The sequence below is a fragment of the Polaribacter glomeratus genome, from assembly GCF_002954665.1.
GTDB lineage: Bacteria > Bacteroidota > Bacteroidia > Flavobacteriales > Flavobacteriaceae > Polaribacter > Polaribacter glomeratus.
In genome coordinates, this window is sequence record NZ_MSCM01000002.1 from 949,782 (window position 1) to 965,016 (window position 15,235).

A 15,235-nucleotide genomic window follows, 5' to 3' on the forward strand; every position below is an offset into this window, starting at 1 on the left:
GAGAAGTTTTTTACTTTTGTCTAAAAATATAACATCATTAAAATGCATACTATAAAATATATTATCGTTTTTTTTATCGGTTTTTTCATTGCTAAATTTTGGTATGATAAAAAAGAGGAAAATCATCAAAAAGAGGAGATACAAGTTGTTGTAAATTCGATTAAAAATATTAGTAAGCTAGTTGTTTCTAAAGCAAACTTCTCTGAAATTTATAATTATTCGGATTCTAAAAAATACTTTTACGATTATGTTTCTTTTGATAAAAAAGCCATTATTACAGTAAATGCTAATGTTGAGGTTGGTTATGATTTGTCTAAATTAGAAATTCAAATAGATTCTTTAAAGAAAAAAATTTACATTAATAAAATACCGGAGGAAGAAATTACCATTTCGCCAGATGTAAAATATTTCGATTTACAACAAAGTCAGTTTAACACCTTTTCTAAAGAAGATTTAAATAAAATAAATAAGAAAAGCATTGACAAAATTAAGCAAACAATACAATTAACGAATTTAAAAACTGCTGCCATAACTCGTTTTTTTGAGGAAATATCTAAAATTTATCAATTATCAGCTATTTACGGTTGGGAAGTTGTAGACAATACAAATTCTGGTTTTTCAGTAAATTTAGGCAACAGATTAGACTAGTTTATTAGTGTAAAAACGTTATTTTTGACCATGTCTGCATCTTTAGAACTTCAAGTACAAACCTTACCAAGTGAACCTGGAGTGTATCAATATTTTGATAAAGAAGATGTAATAATCTACATCGGCAAAGCCAAAAATTTAAAGAAAAGAGTTGCTTCCTACTTTAACAAAAACCACGAAAATGGTAAAACGCGTGTTCTTGTAAAAAAGATTGTCAACATAAAGCACATTGTTGTAAATACAGAAACAGACGCACTTTTATTAGAAAATAACTTAATTAAAAAGTACAAACCAAAGTACAATGTTCTTTTAAAAGACGATAAAAGTTATCCTTGGATTTGTATTAAAAAAGAGCGTTTTCCAAGATTATTTATGACCAGAAGAGTTATCAAAGATGGCTCAGAATATTTTGGTCCTTATACCTCTGTAAGAACCGTAAGAGTTTTATTAGACTTGATAAAAGAACTCTATCCTTTAAGAACTTGTACATCCGATTTAAGTCAAAATAACATTAGCGAAGGCAAATATAAAGTCTGTTTAGAATATCATTTAAAAAATTGTAAAGGGGCTTGCGAAGGTTTAGAAACCGAAGCGAACTATAATGATTCTATCAAAGAAATTAGAAATATAATTAAAGGTAATTTTAAAGAAAGTTTAGAGAAATTTCAAGAAATGATGTTTCATTTTGCCGAAAAAATGGAGTTTGAAGAAGCGCAAAAAATTAAAGAGAAATTATATTTGTTAGGCAATTATCAATCAAAATCTACAATCGTAAATCCGTCTATAAATAATGTAGATGTGTTTTCTATTATTTCTGATGAAACACACGGATACGCAAATTTTTTAAAGATTTCTAACGGATCAATTATTCAATCTCACACTACAGAAATCAAGAAGAAATTAGACGAAACAGATAAAGAGCTACTAGAGCTTTTTATTGTAGAAATTAGGCAACGTTTTAACTCGCAATCGCCAGAAATTTATGTGCCTTTTAAAGTAAATATTGGTGAGGGTATTAAAGTTACTATTCCTGTTTTAGGCGATAAAAAACGTATTGTAGAACTGTCTGAAAGAAATGCAAAGTATTTTAGAATGGAGCAGTTTAAGCAAATTAAAATTGTAGATCCAGACAGGCATGTAAAGAGAATTATGGCGCAAATGAAAAAAGATTTACGCCTTTCTGTAGAGCCAAGACATATAGAATGTTTTGACAACTCTAACATTCAAGGTACAAACCCTGTGGCTGCTTGCGTAGTTTTTAAAGATGGAAAACCAAGTAAAAAAGAATATAGACATTACAATATAAAAACGGTTGAAGGTCCAGATGATTTTGCATCTATGGAGGAAGTTGTGTATAGAAGGTACAAGCGTTTATTGGCAGAAGATGAACCTTTGCCACAATTAATAATTGTAGATGGAGGAAAAGGACAATTATCGTCTGCTTTAAAAAGCCTAGATATTTTGGGTTTGCGTGGTAAAATTGCCATTATCGGAATTGCAAAACGTTTGGAAGAAATTTATTATCCAGATGATCCAATACCTTTATATTTAGATAAAAAGTCTGAAACTTTAAAAATTACACAGTATTTAAGAAACGAAGCACACAGATTCGGAATTACTTTTCATAGAAATAAACGTAGTAAAAGCGCTATACAATCTGAGTTAGAGCAAATTCCTGATGTTGGTGCACAGACTATTACAACTTTATTGCGTAAATTTAAATCGGCAAAACGCGTAAAAGAAGCTTCTTTTGCAGATTTAATTGAAACAATTGGCAACGCGAGAGCTATAAAAGTACACGAATATTATCATCCCAAAAAAGAATGAAAAAGTTTATAGCAACCTGTTTTTTATTGATTTCTATCTGTTTTTATGGTCAAGAAAAACAACCAAAAATAGGATTGGTTTTAAGTGGTGGTGGTGCAAAAGGGTTTGCACATGTTGGTGTTTTAAAAGAAATTGACAAAGCAGGCATAAGGTTAGATTATATTGGCGGTACTAGCATGGGCGCTATTGTTGGTGGCTTATATGCTGCTGGTTACTCTGCAGATCAAATAGAAGTGATTATTAAAGAAACCGATTTTTTATCGCTAGTAAGAGATCAATTACCAAGAAATTCAGAAACCTTTTTTGAGAAAGAATATGGTGAAAACACCATGATTACGTTACCTGTAAAAAGAGGTGTTATTGGTTTACCAAGGGCAATTTCGAAAGGGCAAAATGTACTTAATTTATTATTAGAACTATTTGATTCATTAGATGGAAATCAAGATTTTTCTAAATTATCCGTTCCGTTTTTTTGTATTGCTACGGATGTTGAAACTGGGGGAGAAGTGATATTAGAAAAAGGTTCTTTACCCTTGGCATTAAGAGCAAGTGGTTCTTTTCCTACTTTATTAAACCCAGTTGTTTTAAATGGTAAATTATTAGTTGATGGAGGAATTGCAAATAATTTTCCTGTAAGCGTCATGAAATCCAAAGGAATCGATATTGTTATTGGGGTAGATGTAGAGGGAAGGTTGTATAAAAAAGAAAATTTAAATTCTGCCATAGCTATTATGAATCAGATAATGAGTTATCAGATGTACAATAAAACAAGCAAAGAGAAAGAGAAAATTGATGTTTATATTCATCCAGATATTAACAACTTTAGTGTGGTTGATTTTGATAAAAAAGATGAAATTTTAAAAATAGGAATTGATGAAGCCGCAAAATATTCAGAAGTTTTTAAAGAATTAGCGGCGAAACAAAAGGTAAAAAGAAAAAGAGAAGAATTAAAACTAAGTAACGAAAAGTTGTTAATTTCTAGTATTGCTATAGACGGATCAAAAGATTATACAAGATCTTTTGTTTTAGGTAAATTAAAGTTAAAAGAAGGAGATAGTACTACAAGAAGAGAAATAACAAAAAAGATTTATCTGTTATCAGCAACCAAAAATTATGATCGTATAGAGTACAATTTAATTAAAAAGATAGATCAATCTTATTTATTAAGTTTTTACTTACAAGAAACGAAAGAAAATGCCAGTTTAAAATTGGGGGTTCATTACGATTTTTTATATAAGTCTAGTTTGTTAGCAAATTACAGTCAAAAACATTTATTAGTAGACAATGATAAGTTTTCTCTAGATATGATTTTAGGAGATAATTTAAGGTATAACTTAAATTATTTTGTAGACAATGGGTTTTATATTAGTTATGGCTTTAGATCTAGGTATAATCATTTTACATCTAACTCAAAGTACAACCCAATAGTGTCTAGTTTTACGAACGTTAATAATATCAATTTAAAATATACCGATATTACTAATCAATTTTTTATTCAAACCACTTTTGATAGAAAATTTGCTTTAGGTTTAGGGGCGGAACATAAATACATAAAAGCAACAACGGCTACAATAACGATAAACGATCAAGCAATAATTATCGATAAAAGTAATTATTTTAATACCTATGGTTATTTAAAGTTAGATACCTATGACAAAAAAAACTTTCCTACAAAAGGATATTTTGCCGACTTAAATTTTAAATGGTATTTAGCTTCTTCGGATTATAATAATGACTTTCAAAGTTTTGGACAAACGAAAGGTACTTTAGGTTTTGCAAAAACATTTTGGGATAAACTTACTTTTCAGTTAACGAATGAAGCTGGTTTTACTTTAAAAAACCCTGATTCAGAGGTTTTTGACTTTTATTTAGGCGGATACAATCAAAATTATATAAATACTTTTGTTGCCTTTTATGGGTATGATTTTGCAGAACTTTCTAACAATACTTTTGTAAAGTCTGAGTTTAATTTTAGATATGCCCTTGCAGATAATCATTACGCCATTTTTATTGCAAATTATGGAAGATTGGGTGAAAATGTTTTTAAAAATATAGACCTATTTAAAGACATTAAGTCTGGCTATGCTTTAGGTTATAGTTATAACAGCTTAATAGGTCCTTTAGAAATTAAATACAGTTGGTCGCCAGAGATTAATCAAAATTTTTGGTTGTTTAATTTAGGGTTTTGGTTTTAATAAAAAAACCATGAATTGCTTCACGGTTTTTTTATTATTAAGAAGATGAGCTTATTATTTTTTCATTTGTTTTGTGCTTAAGTAAAACTCTTCATAAGTTTGTAATAAACTTATTAATGCACTTATTAAATCTTTTGTTTCTAGTAAAATACTAAAATATAAAGTGGTGTTTTTAGGACTTGTTTCATCAGTTCTAATCCTTGCAACTTGTTTCTCTATTGATAAAGAAACGCTCTTTAATAATTGATTTTTCTCTTTTAATAGATTATTAAGATCATCGAAATTTCTGCTTTCAAAAACAGCTGCTTCTTTTGTTAATAAAGCAGATAGCTCAACATCAATTTCTTTTAAATCTTTAATTTGAGGTTTCTTAAGGTTTTTATGATTGTTGTTAACGTGTTTAAAACTAGCTCTAGAAATATAACTAATAGATTGGGCAACATCTTGCAAGTAGCCTAAAACCATAATATAAAACCTACTAGCTTGTACAGAGGTATCATCTAAAGATTTAATAAAATAGAAAACACCGTCTTTTAAATTATCTATTTCATTATTTAATTTTTCTACGTGCTTGTCTGTTTTACGTAATTTGTTTAAATCATGATTTGTTAAGTCATCTACAACATTTGTGTATAATTTATTTACACGGTTTATTACTTCGGATATATGATCTGCACTTTCTTCAATTACCCCGTTAATTGTAATTAATTCTTCTCTTTCTATGTATTGTTGTTTTTTAACTTCTTTAGATTTATTTCTAAGAATTAAAGTATTTCTACCCATTAAAACAGCAACTAATACTAATAAAATAGGGATCATTACCATGTCCCAACTAATTAAATAAGCAACCAAGGCGGCAGCAAAAAAAGCAACAATTGCGGTTAAAAACCAACCACCAATTACGTTAATTACACCTGCAACTCTATAAACAGCGCTTTCTCGGCCCCAAGCTCTATCTGCTAAAGAAGTACCCATTGCAACCATAAAAGTTACATATGTTGTAGATAAAGGTAATTTCATAGAAGTGGCAACAGAAATTAAGATTCCCGCTACAATTAAGTTTACAGATGCTCTAATCATATCAAAAGCAGGCAATTCAAATTTTCTGTCTTTGGGTAATTTTATAACAGGTTTAAGAAATTTAGAATCTATAAAATCTAATGTAGACTTTGGTACTAAATAGCTAATACCAGTATTAATAGACATGGCTGCTCTTACCACTATTCTTGACAATCCGTTTGGTTGAAATTTTTCATGTCCATCACCTTGACGAGATAAATCGATACCTGTTTTTATTACATTTTGCGCTTTGCTAGAGGTCCATAAAGTAATAACCATAATTGTACCAGCAAGGAGTAGTAACCAAACATTTGATGGTACTTTATCTGCTAAGCTACCCATAGAATATGCGTCTGCAGCAATACCAGAACCTACCCAATCTTGATAAGAATTTAAAGCAGCAATTGGTACACCAACAAAGTTTACCAAATCGTTTCCAGAAAATGCCATTGCTAAAGAGAATGTACCAATTCCTATAATTAATTTTAGAATATTAATTTTAAAATATTGAATTAATAGCTGCGAAATAACAGACCAAGCAACAAAACTTCCTGTTATTATAACGAAAGTATTTCCTTCTATTAAATGACTTACTTCTTCATAGAAAGGAGTTCCTTTTATACCTTTAATAATAATAAAATAGGTAATTGCGGTTATTGCAAAACCACCAAAAAGAGCACTTATATAGGTTGCTCTTTTTTCAAAATTAAAAGTATAAATTAATCTTGAAAAAAATTGTACAAGTGCACCAACAGAAAAGGCGATAACAACCGAGAGGAGAATTCCGTATATAATTTCAAATGCTTTTTCGTGGTTAATGTAGTTCCAAATATCTAAAATTGATTCAGAATCGTTTGCGTAAATTTTAAGTAAAGAAATACAAACAGCAGCACCTAATAATTCAAAAACTATAGAAACGGTTGTTGATGTTGGCATTCCAAGGGAATTAAATATATCTAATAAAAGAATATCTGTAATCATTACAGCCATAAAAATGATCATAATGTCTTGAAACATAAACATATTAGGGTTAAAAATTCCTTTACGAGCAACTTCCATCATTCCGCTAGAGGTTACTGCACCAAAAAAAACACCTAAACTGGCAATGATCATAATCTTTTTTACTGGTATCGCTTTAGAGCCAATTGCAGAATTTAAGAAGTTAACAGCATCATTACTAACACCTACAACTAAGTCTACGATAGCAAGAACAGCTAAAGCAACAAGCATTAAAATATAAGGATCTCCCATTTTTATTTTTAAATATTAAACGAAGCAAAGTTAATTAGTCATTATTTTTGAGACGTTATCTTAATGTTATGAAATTTTAGTTAAAATTACATTAAAAACACATTGTCTTAAAGGAAATTTAACTAAAAAATTTTTCACCAAAATACTCATTTTCTCTCAACTTAGGTAACAATTACTTAACAGATTATTAACTGAATCATAATTTACAAATAACATAGAGTTTACAAAGTAGATACAATTTTGCAGAAGTAATTAAACGATAAAAATGAGAAAAATTTTATGTATTGCTTTGTTAATTTTGAGTCAACTTATAAATGCTCAAGACAAAGGCACATTAAAAGGAACGTTAACAGATAAAGAAACGAATAATGAGTCTTTACCTTTTGCAAACGTACTTATTAAAGGTACTACTATAGGTACAACCACAGATTTTGATGGTAACTATTCTATTAAAGTTCCTGCAGGAAACCATATTGTAGTTTTTAGTTTTTTAGGATATAAATCTATAGAGAAATCTTTTTCAATTAAGGTTGGTGAAACGGTAGTAATTAATCAATTATTATCTGCAGAAGAAGGTGTTGCTTTAGATGACATTATTATAACGACAACATCAAGTAAAGAAACTGCAACAGCTTTAATTTTAGAGCAAAAGAAAGCAGTATCAATCAAAACAACAATTGGTGCTCAAGAATTGGCTATAAAAGGAGTTTCTGACGCAGAAGGCGCAGTAACTAAAACAGCCGGAGTTTCTAAAGGAGCAAAAAATGTTATTGTTAGGGGTTTGGGAGATAGATATAACTCAACTACATTAAATGGATTGCCTTTGCCATCGGAAGATCCTGAGTATAAAAATATTTCTTTAGACTTTTTTGATACAGGTATTATAAAAAATATTGAAGTCAATAAGGTTTTTACATCCGATTTAAGTGGTGATGTTGGTGGCGCAAATATCAATATTTCATCAAAAGAATTAGTTAAAAGAAGCATGTTTACTATTAGTGGTTCTGTTGGCGCAAATACGCAAACAGTTTCTAAAGATTTTTTAACAATTGCTGGCACAAATAAATTTGGTACTCAAAATTTAGGAATTCCTGTTAATGATTTAACAAAGTATAGTTTCAGTAATTCATGGAAACCAGAAAGTCAGAATTTTCAATTAAATAATAATTTCTCTTTCGCAGGAGGAAGAAAATATGATATTAAAGACGATACATTTAGCTTTTATATCGTTGGTGGTTTTGATGGAAGTTATAATTATATTGATGGTAACATTAAACAAACTACCAGTTCTGGTGAGGTTTTTCAAGACCAAGATTTCACGAAATACGATTATACGGTTTCTCAAATGATCATGGCAAACTTAAATTATAAGTTTGAAGCTGGTCATAATATTGCATACAATCATTTATTTATACATAACAACAAACAATCTGTGGGTGATTACTTCGGATTTAACAATCCTGAGCAAGATGGCGATTTAGAGTTTCAAAGAAGACAACAAACGAATAACAATGAATTGTATGTAAATCAATTAATTGCAAATTATAAGTTTTCTGATCGATTAAATTTCGAAACAAAAGGTTCTTTAAATTTTATTAGAGGAAATGAGCCAGATAGAAGAACGAACAAATATCTTTTAAGAGACGATTATTATAGTCCTCAAACAAGTTCTGCAGGAGAAAATGAGCGTTATTTTGCCAAGTTAGAAGAAAATGATTACGCGGCTAACGGTAAATTTTCTTACAAATTAAAAAAAGGTGAAGACATTAGTGTTTTAGAACTTGGTGGAGATTACAGATATACAGAACGTTTGTTTTCTGCAACAATTTTTAATCATGATTTTTCTAGCCGAGTTGCTATTGATTTAGAAAACCCGGATGCCATTTTTAATCAAAATTCTATAGACAATTCTATTTTCGAATTAGAAACAGGTAGAGGAAGTGCAAATAATCCTAATGCATTTATACCTTTTACATATAGAGGGAAAAGACAAATATTTGGTGCTTTTGGTAATTTAGTATATCAATTTAGTGATAATTTTATTGCTTCTTTTGGTGCAAGATTTGAGAAAATTCAGCAGCTAGTTACTTACAATACCAATATAGCACAATCTGCTATTGATGGCGCATCTAACTTAGATAGAACGTATGTTTTGCCAAGTTTTAATATAAAATATAATTTTAACGAAAACAGTATTGTTAGAATTGCAGGTAGCCAATCGTATACTTTTCCTCAGTTTAAAGAAACGGCACCGTTTAAATATCAAGATATTAGTTTTTCATCACAAGGTAATCCAGATTTAAAACCATCAGACAATTATAATTTAGATGCTAAATATGAGTATTATTTTTCTTCATCAGAATTGATAACAGTTACTGGGTTCTATAAATTTATAAAAGACCCAATTGCTAGAAGTGAAATTCCTTCTGGTGGTAATACGTTAACGTATTTAAATGTTGGTAATGACGCAAGTGTTTATGGATTGGAGTTAGAAGCAAGAAAAAGCATTTACAAAATAGAAGATAAAGACTTAGAAATTATGGCAGGTTTAAATACTTCGTTGTTAATGTCTAATGTTAATTTAGATAAAAGTTCTGTTGCTCAATTTACAAATGCAACCAGTAATTTAGAAGGCGCAACGCCATTTTTATTAAATGCAGATATTTCTATCAACAAAAAGATTGAAGACAATACGTTTATCTCGTCAATAGTATTTAATTATTTCAGCGAGAGAGTTTATTCTATAGGTACAAGAGGTTTTGAAAATGTATTAGAAAAAGGAATTCCAACGTTAGACTTGGTTTCTTCTTATGAATTTAATAAACATTATAGTATTAAATTAAAGGCGATTAACTTATTAAACCCAGACTTTCAGATATCTAGAGCAGGTTTTAATGGAGGTGATAATGTAGTGTTAAGAAATTATAAAAAAGGTGTTAACCTAAGTATAGGTTTCTCTTACAATTTATAGGTTTTAGTTAATTTTAATAACAATTCTTTAAGGTTTAGTTAAAGTAAAATAAACCTTGTTAGTTCAACTTTGTAGAAGTTAATCAAACTAATAGTTTAAACAAATTAATAAGAAAAAATGAAAAAAACAATTTTATCAATCGTAACAATTGCTTCTTTAGTATTTACAGGATGTTCTTTAAGTGAAGATGATAACACACCGGTTGATTCAGGAACTGTTACACCTCAAAATTTAGCAGGAAACTTAACATCAGATTTAACCATAAAATCTGGAATTGCTCATAATTTAACAGGAGCTCTTTTAGTAAAAGATGGCGCAACCTTAACAATTGAAGCTGGTACAACTATTAATGCTTTGGCAGGTGGTACCGATGTGTATATTTTGGTAGAAAAAGGTGGTAAATTAATTGCAAACGGAACGGCTGCAAACCCAATTAAATTTACTTCTAGCGCAACGAGCCCAAAAGCTGGTGATTGGGGCGGAATTATCTTAAACGGTAATGCGCCTTTAAGTCGCCAATCTGGTTCACAAAGTAATGCTGCAACAGAAGTAAAAAACTCAATTTTATTTGGTGGTTCTGATGCTGCAGATAATTCTGGAATTTTAAATTACGTAATTTTAGAGTTTACAGGAGCAAGAATTGATGACGAAGCAGAACACAATGGTTTAACCTTAAACGGTGTTGGTTCTGGTACAATTATTTCTAACATTGCTATTTTAAATGGCGATGATGACGGTATTGAGTTTTTTGGAGGAACAGTAAATGCATCAAACATTTTAGTGGTAAATGCTAAGGACGATATGTTCGATTTTACCCAAGGTTATGCGGGTACTTGTACTAACTTATATGGTATTAGAGAAAACGGTTATACAGCTGTAACTTCAGATCCAAGAGGAATTGAAGCAGATGGTAATTTAGATGGTAACTCTCCTTCGGATATCAACGAATCTAAGTTTACAATTAATGGTGTAACAATTATTAACAATGCAGATGGTGTAGAAATGTCTGACGGAATTAAAATCAGAAGAGGTGCTACTGCTACCGTTACAAATGCTTATTTAGTTTTAGGTTCTGGAGCAAAATTTGGAGATGTAATTGATTTACAAGATTCTAAATCTGATGCAGATGATGCAACTAAAATAACAGCGGTTGCTAGTATTGCAAACGGTTTAGATATTACAGATATAAAAAATACAGTAAGTGGTGGAGCAACGATTGTTTTAACAGCTGGTACAAGTGGCGGTGCAGATAAATCTGTATTTGCTTGGACAGGATATTCTTTTTAACTCGTTAGAAACTTATAAATAATAAAAAAAGCAGACTTTCTAAAGTCTGCTTTTTTGTGTTTGTAATAGGTTTAATTTAGCTCTTTTTATCAGCACAACAAGCCATTTTACAGTCTTCTTTACAAGCTGTTTTTTCTGCTTTCATTTCGCAACTTTCTTTGCAAGCATCAGAGCAAGTATGTGCTTTTGCACTTGTATTAACTTTACTTTCTGAGGCTTTATACAATTCGCCTCCTGCAATTGCACCCACAAAAGCAATTAAATCTTCTTTAGATGTTTTATTTGCATCAAACTCAATGTTTGCAATGCTATCTGTAAAAATAACTTTCGCACCTAAAACTCCTTCTTTTTTAGATAATTTAGATTGAATGGTTTTTGCACAACCAATTTCGCAAGTCATACCAGAAATAGCTAAAGAAATAGTTTCTTTTTTTACTTCTTTTTGACATCCTGTTAAAATAAAACAAGCAATTGCAACTGAGAATATTATTTTTTTTATTTTCATGGGATAGAATTTAAGGGTTTTATAATTATTGATAAACGTTAAAAAAGGGTTATCAGATTTTATGATCGATTCATTATACAAATTTATCAATAATAAAGGATGTATTTGAATAATTATTGGACTTTTGCAAAAAAATTAATCCAACATATGAATAATCAGCAAAAAAAGTGGTTGTATTTGGTGTTACTTTCATTGGTTTGGGGAAGTTCTTTTATCCTGATGAAAAAAGCTTTAATTGGTTTAACACCTGTTCAATTAGGTGCTTTGCGTATTTTAATTGCTGGTTTTTTTTTGCTGATGATAGGTTTTAAGAGTTTAAAAGAAATTAGGAAGAGACATTATAAATACATTCTTTACACAGCACTTTTGGGTACTTTTTTTCCAGTATTTTTATTTGCATTTGCTGTTTCTGGCATTGATAGTTCTATTACGGCTATTTTAAACTCGCTTACCCCTTTTAACACCTTTATTGTTGGTGTGTTGGTTTTTGGGTTTTCTTTTAAAAAGCAGCAATTTTTAGGGATTATTATCGGTTTAATTGGTACTTTATTATTAATTTTAAAAGGCGCAGATTTAAACCCGAATCAAAATTATTGGTTTTCTATATTAGTAGTAATAGGTTCTGTTGGATATGCTTTTAATGTGAATATTGTAAAAAGGTATTTGCATGATATTAGTGCGTTAAGTATTGTTACAGGCAACTTTTTGTTACTGGTAATTCCGGCTTTTATAGTTTTAGCATGTACAGACTTTTTTAGCACCTTTGAGTATACAGAAACTAAAATGACGGCGCTAGGTTATCTTACTATTTTAGCAATTTTAGGAACAGGTGTTGCAAAAGTGTTTTATAATAAAATGGTGCACTTGGCATCGCCTATATTTGCATCTTCTGTAACTTATCTAATACCGATTGTTGCTGTTTTTTGGGGGATTTTAGACGGAGAAAAATTAGATTTATTGCAATTTTTTGCGGCTATAATTATAATGTTTGGCGTCTATTTGGTAAACAAGAAGAAGTAGTTTCTTTAGGAAGAATGAAGAACGAGATTGCGACAAAAAAACAAGAAGATAAATAACCTTTTAAATGCTGATAAAACAAGGGTTTTGCAGATAAAATTATTTTATTACAAACAATATTGTTCAATATTAAAAAATATGTATATTTGCATCCGCATTTTCAGCATTGAAAATGAATTAATTAAGTATTAATACGCAAAACAAAAAGTATGTACGCAATCGTAGAGATAGCAGGGCAGCAGTTTAAAGTAGCAAAAGACCAAAAAGTATACGTTCACCGTTTACAAGGAGAAGCAGGATCAAAAGTAACTTTTGATAACGTTCTTTTACTTGATAACGCTGGTAATGTAACAATTGGCGCCCCAGCTATAGAAGGAGCTTCTGTAACAGCTCAAATTTTAAGTCACTTAAAAGGTGATAAAGTAATCGTTTTCAAAAAGAAAAGAAGAAAAGGTTTCAAAAAGAAAAACGGACACAGACAGTATTTAAGCGAGATTCAAATTGAGTCTATTGCTGCTACTGGTGGTACAAAATCAGTAAAAAAAGAAGAAGCTCCTAAAAAGGAAGCTGCTCCTAAAGCTGATGTAAAAGAAGAAGCTACAACAGATTATAATTCTATGACTGTTGCAGAATTAAAAGATGCTGCTAAAGAACAGGGTATCTCTGGATATACTTCTTTAAAGAAAGCTGAATTAATCGAAGCTTTAACTAAATAAAAAATTCAATTTTAAAACCATAACATCATGGCACATAAAAAAGGAGTAGGTAGTTCGAAGAATGGTAGAGAATCAGAATCGAAACGTCTAGGAGTAAAAATATTTGGAGGTCAAGCAGCAATAGCTGGTAACATCCTTGTTCGTCAAAGAGGAACAACACACAATCCAGGAGAAAATGTTTACATGGGTAAAGATCATACTTTACATGCAAAAGTAGACGGAGTTGTTGAATTCAGAAAGAAAAGAAACGACAAGTCTTATGTATCTATAACTCCATTCGAAGCTTAAGAAATTAAGACTTTTAAAAGTTATTTTAAAACACTCAAACAAGCAATTGTTTGAGTGTTTTTGTCTTATAATGTTTTCTGTGCAATTTTCTTTTACGCTTTAAACTTATAAGGTTTACAATTACCATACTCTTTTCAAAGTAACTTTTTTATGCTTGCTAATATAAGCAACAAACCAACTTCTATTTTGTATTTTTACCCCAATGAGTTTCTTATATAACATATTTGTTTTTATAGCAACAATGCTACTTTCACTATTCGCTTTATTTAATAAAAAATTAAGGCTTTTTGTAGATGGAAGAAAAGAAACTTTTTCTAAAACTGCTGCATTAAAAAATGAAAATACAATTTGGATTCACGCGGCATCTTTAGGTGAATTTGAGCAAGCAATACCAATTATAGAAAGATTAAAAAAAGAGTATAATCAATATAAAATTTTAGTTACTTTTTTTTCACCTTCAGGATATGAAATCCGCAAAAATTATAATTTAGCAGATGTTGTTTGTTATATGCCGGTAGATAGTAAGGCGAATGCAATAAAATTTATAAAAAAAGTAAATCCTACTTTGGCAATTTTTATAAAATATGAATTTTGGCCAAATTTTTTAAACGAATTAAAAAAGAAAGAGGTTCCTACAATTTTAGTTTCAGGAATTTTAAGAGAAAACCAAATTTTCTTTAAGTTTTATGGCGGATTTATGCGAAAATCCTTACAAGCTTTTCATCACTTCTTTGTGCAAAATAAAACTTCTCAAGAATTATTAAATGCTATCAACTTTAAAAATGTTAGCATTGCGGGTGACACTCGTTTTGATAGAGTTTCTAAAATTTTAGAACAAGATAATTCACTAGATTTTATTAACGAATTTAAAAACAATCAATACACAATTATAGCAGGAAGTACTTGGCACGAAGACGAAGAATTGTTAATACATTATATTAACAACAAAGCATCAGAAAACGAGAAATTTATAATTGCGCCTCATACTATTAAGCAAGAAGCAATTTTAGAATTACAGAAATCTATCAACAAAAAAACGGTTTTATTTTCTGATAAAGCGGATAAAAACCTATCAGAATATCAAGTTTTTATTATTAATACTATTGGTATTTTAACTAAAATTTACGCTATCGCGGATGTTGCATATGTTGGTGGAGGTTTAAACACAGGATTGCACAATATTTTAGAACCTGCAACTTTCGGGATTCCTGTAATTATTGGTAACAAATACAGTAAATTTAAAGAAGCTGTTGATTTAGTAAAGTTAAAAGGATGTATTTCAATTAGCAATCAAAATGAATTTTCTAGTATTTTTGATAGACTAAAAATGGATGAAGATTATAGAAAATCAACAGGGGAAATCAATCAAAATTATATTCAAGAAAATCTTGGAGCAACCAAAAAAATTATGGATTATTTAAAAGATAAATTATAAATTAATATCCGTTCTGTTTCATTCTTTATTGAGTGT

Annotated in this window: 11 protein-coding genes; 9 read left to right on the plus strand and 2 right to left on the minus strand. The window is 29.8% G+C overall.

The genetic code is table 11. From position 1 onward, the window contains the following. The first annotated feature begins 42 nt into the window (after positions 1–42). The 3 genes from BTO16_RS14275 to BTO16_RS14285 are packed head-to-tail and all read left to right on the plus strand — an operon-like array spanning position 43 to position 4,670. Positions 43–648: a DUF4230 domain-containing protein gene (locus tag BTO16_RS14275; RefSeq protein WP_105022334.1), complete on the plus strand. Its 606-nt coding sequence runs from the start codon at positions 43–45 to the stop codon at positions 646–648. A gap of 30 nt (positions 649–678) precedes the next feature. Next, the gene (gene uvrC, locus BTO16_RS14280; RefSeq protein WP_105022335.1) at positions 679–2,475 is read left to right on the plus strand and encodes an excinuclease ABC subunit UvrC; all 1,797 of its coding nucleotides are present in this window, start codon (positions 679–681) and stop codon (positions 2,473–2,475) included. Beyond that, entirely contained in the window at positions 2,472–4,670 is a 2,199-nt protein-coding gene (locus tag BTO16_RS14285) for a patatin-like phospholipase family protein (RefSeq protein ID WP_105022336.1), read from the plus strand. The genes uvrC and BTO16_RS14285 overlap by 4 nt, the downstream gene beginning before the upstream one ends. Positions 4,671–4,724: 54 nt before the next feature. Here the strand turns inward: BTO16_RS14285 and BTO16_RS14290 are convergent, their stop codons facing one another. After that, positions 4,725–6,980, minus strand: coding sequence for an inorganic phosphate transporter (locus BTO16_RS14290; RefSeq protein WP_105022337.1), 2,256 nt, complete (start codon positions 6,978–6,980; stop codon positions 4,725–4,727). A 265-nt stretch (positions 6,981–7,245) separates the two neighbouring features. Between BTO16_RS14290 and BTO16_RS14295 the strand changes: the two genes are divergently transcribed. Next, entirely contained in the window at positions 7,246–9,951 is a 2,706-nt protein-coding gene (locus tag BTO16_RS14295; protein WP_105022338.1) for a TonB-dependent receptor, read from the plus strand. A gap of 117 nt (positions 9,952–10,068) precedes the next feature. Further along, on the plus strand, positions 10,069–11,238 hold the full coding sequence (locus BTO16_RS14300; protein ID WP_105022339.1) for a hypothetical protein: 1,170 nt from the start codon (positions 10,069–10,071) through the stop codon (positions 11,236–11,238). Positions 11,239–11,314: 76 nt separating this feature from the next. Here the strand turns inward: BTO16_RS14300 and BTO16_RS14305 are convergent, their stop codons facing one another. Next, positions 11,315–11,743: a cation transporter gene (locus BTO16_RS14305; RefSeq protein ID WP_105022340.1), complete on the minus strand. Its 429-nt coding sequence runs from the start codon at positions 11,741–11,743 to the stop codon at positions 11,315–11,317. A gap of 147 nt (positions 11,744–11,890) precedes the next feature. On the opposite strand from BTO16_RS14305, the gene BTO16_RS14310 reads away from it, so the two are divergent. From BTO16_RS14310 to BTO16_RS14325, 4 genes are all read left to right on the plus strand, one after another. Beyond that, on the plus strand, positions 11,891–12,763 hold the full coding sequence (locus BTO16_RS14310; RefSeq protein WP_105022341.1) for a DMT family transporter: 873 nt from the start codon (positions 11,891–11,893) through the stop codon (positions 12,761–12,763). 206 nt (positions 12,764–12,969) lie between these two features. Then, complete coding sequence (gene rplU, locus BTO16_RS14315) at positions 12,970–13,476, plus strand: 50S ribosomal protein L21 (protein WP_105022342.1); 507 nt, start codon at positions 12,970–12,972, stop codon at positions 13,474–13,476. Positions 13,477–13,503: 27 nt separating this feature from the next. Next, the gene (rpmA, locus tag BTO16_RS14320; protein ID WP_104810605.1) at positions 13,504–13,764 is read left to right on the plus strand and encodes a 50S ribosomal protein L27; all 261 of its coding nucleotides are present in this window, start codon (positions 13,504–13,506) and stop codon (positions 13,762–13,764) included. Between the two features lie 202 nt (positions 13,765–13,966). After that, a complete protein-coding gene (locus BTO16_RS14325) occupies positions 13,967–15,199 on the plus strand; it encodes a 3-deoxy-D-manno-octulosonic acid transferase (protein ID WP_105022343.1) in 1,233 nt (410 codons plus the stop codon). Positions 15,200–15,235: the final 36 nt, after the last annotated feature.